Below are 779 nucleotides of genomic sequence, written 5' to 3' on the forward strand. Positions count from 1 at the left end.
AATTTTACTGGCGCTACTGCGGTGAAATTCGGCCTGAGCAACGCCAGCGGCTTTACTGTGAACAGCGCGACACAAATTACGGCAACGGCACCGTCCGGCAGCGGCACGGTAGATATTACCGTCGTGACCGGTGGTGGTACGAGTGCGACGAGTGCCGGCGATCAATATACGTATATCGCTGCGCCAACGGTGAGTAGCCTGGGGACGTCGACGGGTCCAGCCACGGGTGGGACTTCCGTGGTCATTACAGGTACAAATTTTACTGGCGCTACTGCGGTGAAATTCGGCCTGAGCAACGCCAGCAGTTTTACTGTGAACAGCGCGACACAAATTACGGCAACGGCACCGGCTGGCAGCGGCACGGTGGATATTACCGTCGTGACCATGGGCGGTACTAGCAGTGTCAGCGTCGCAGATAACTACACGTATACAGTGCCGACGAGTGTCATCACGTTTGCCACCCCAAGCAGCGCCGCAGTGTTTTTTGGTGGTACTTTGACGAATGCTGCCAGTGCGACACTGAGCGGCGGCAGTTACGGCGCGATCACTTACAGTAGTTCAAATACAGCAGTAGCAACGGTCAGCGCCAGCGGTGTAATCGCAACGATCAGCGTCGGCACAAGTACGATCACAGCCACGCAAGCAGCGGTGACTGGGGTAAATGCCCAAGCCACACAAAGCTACAGCTTGACCATAAGCAGCCTGCCGCTTGGTATCGTGAGTTTCAGTACACCGAGCACAGCCAGTATCGGCATGGGTAACAGCTTGACCAATGCAGC

1 protein-coding gene is annotated in these 779 nt (G+C 56.2%); it reads left to right on the top strand.

Annotated features, from left to right (window positions below; all coding sequences use genetic code 11):
- A partial coding sequence (locus tag QN359_RS19775; protein ID WP_323493629.1) for an IPT/TIG domain-containing protein occupies positions 1-779 on the top strand: 779 nt, incomplete at both ends.

Origin of the sequence: Undibacterium sp. 5I2 (assembly GCF_035019605.1) — a bacterium.
Taxonomy (GTDB): Bacteria; Pseudomonadota; Gammaproteobacteria; order Burkholderiales; family Burkholderiaceae_D; genus Undibacterium.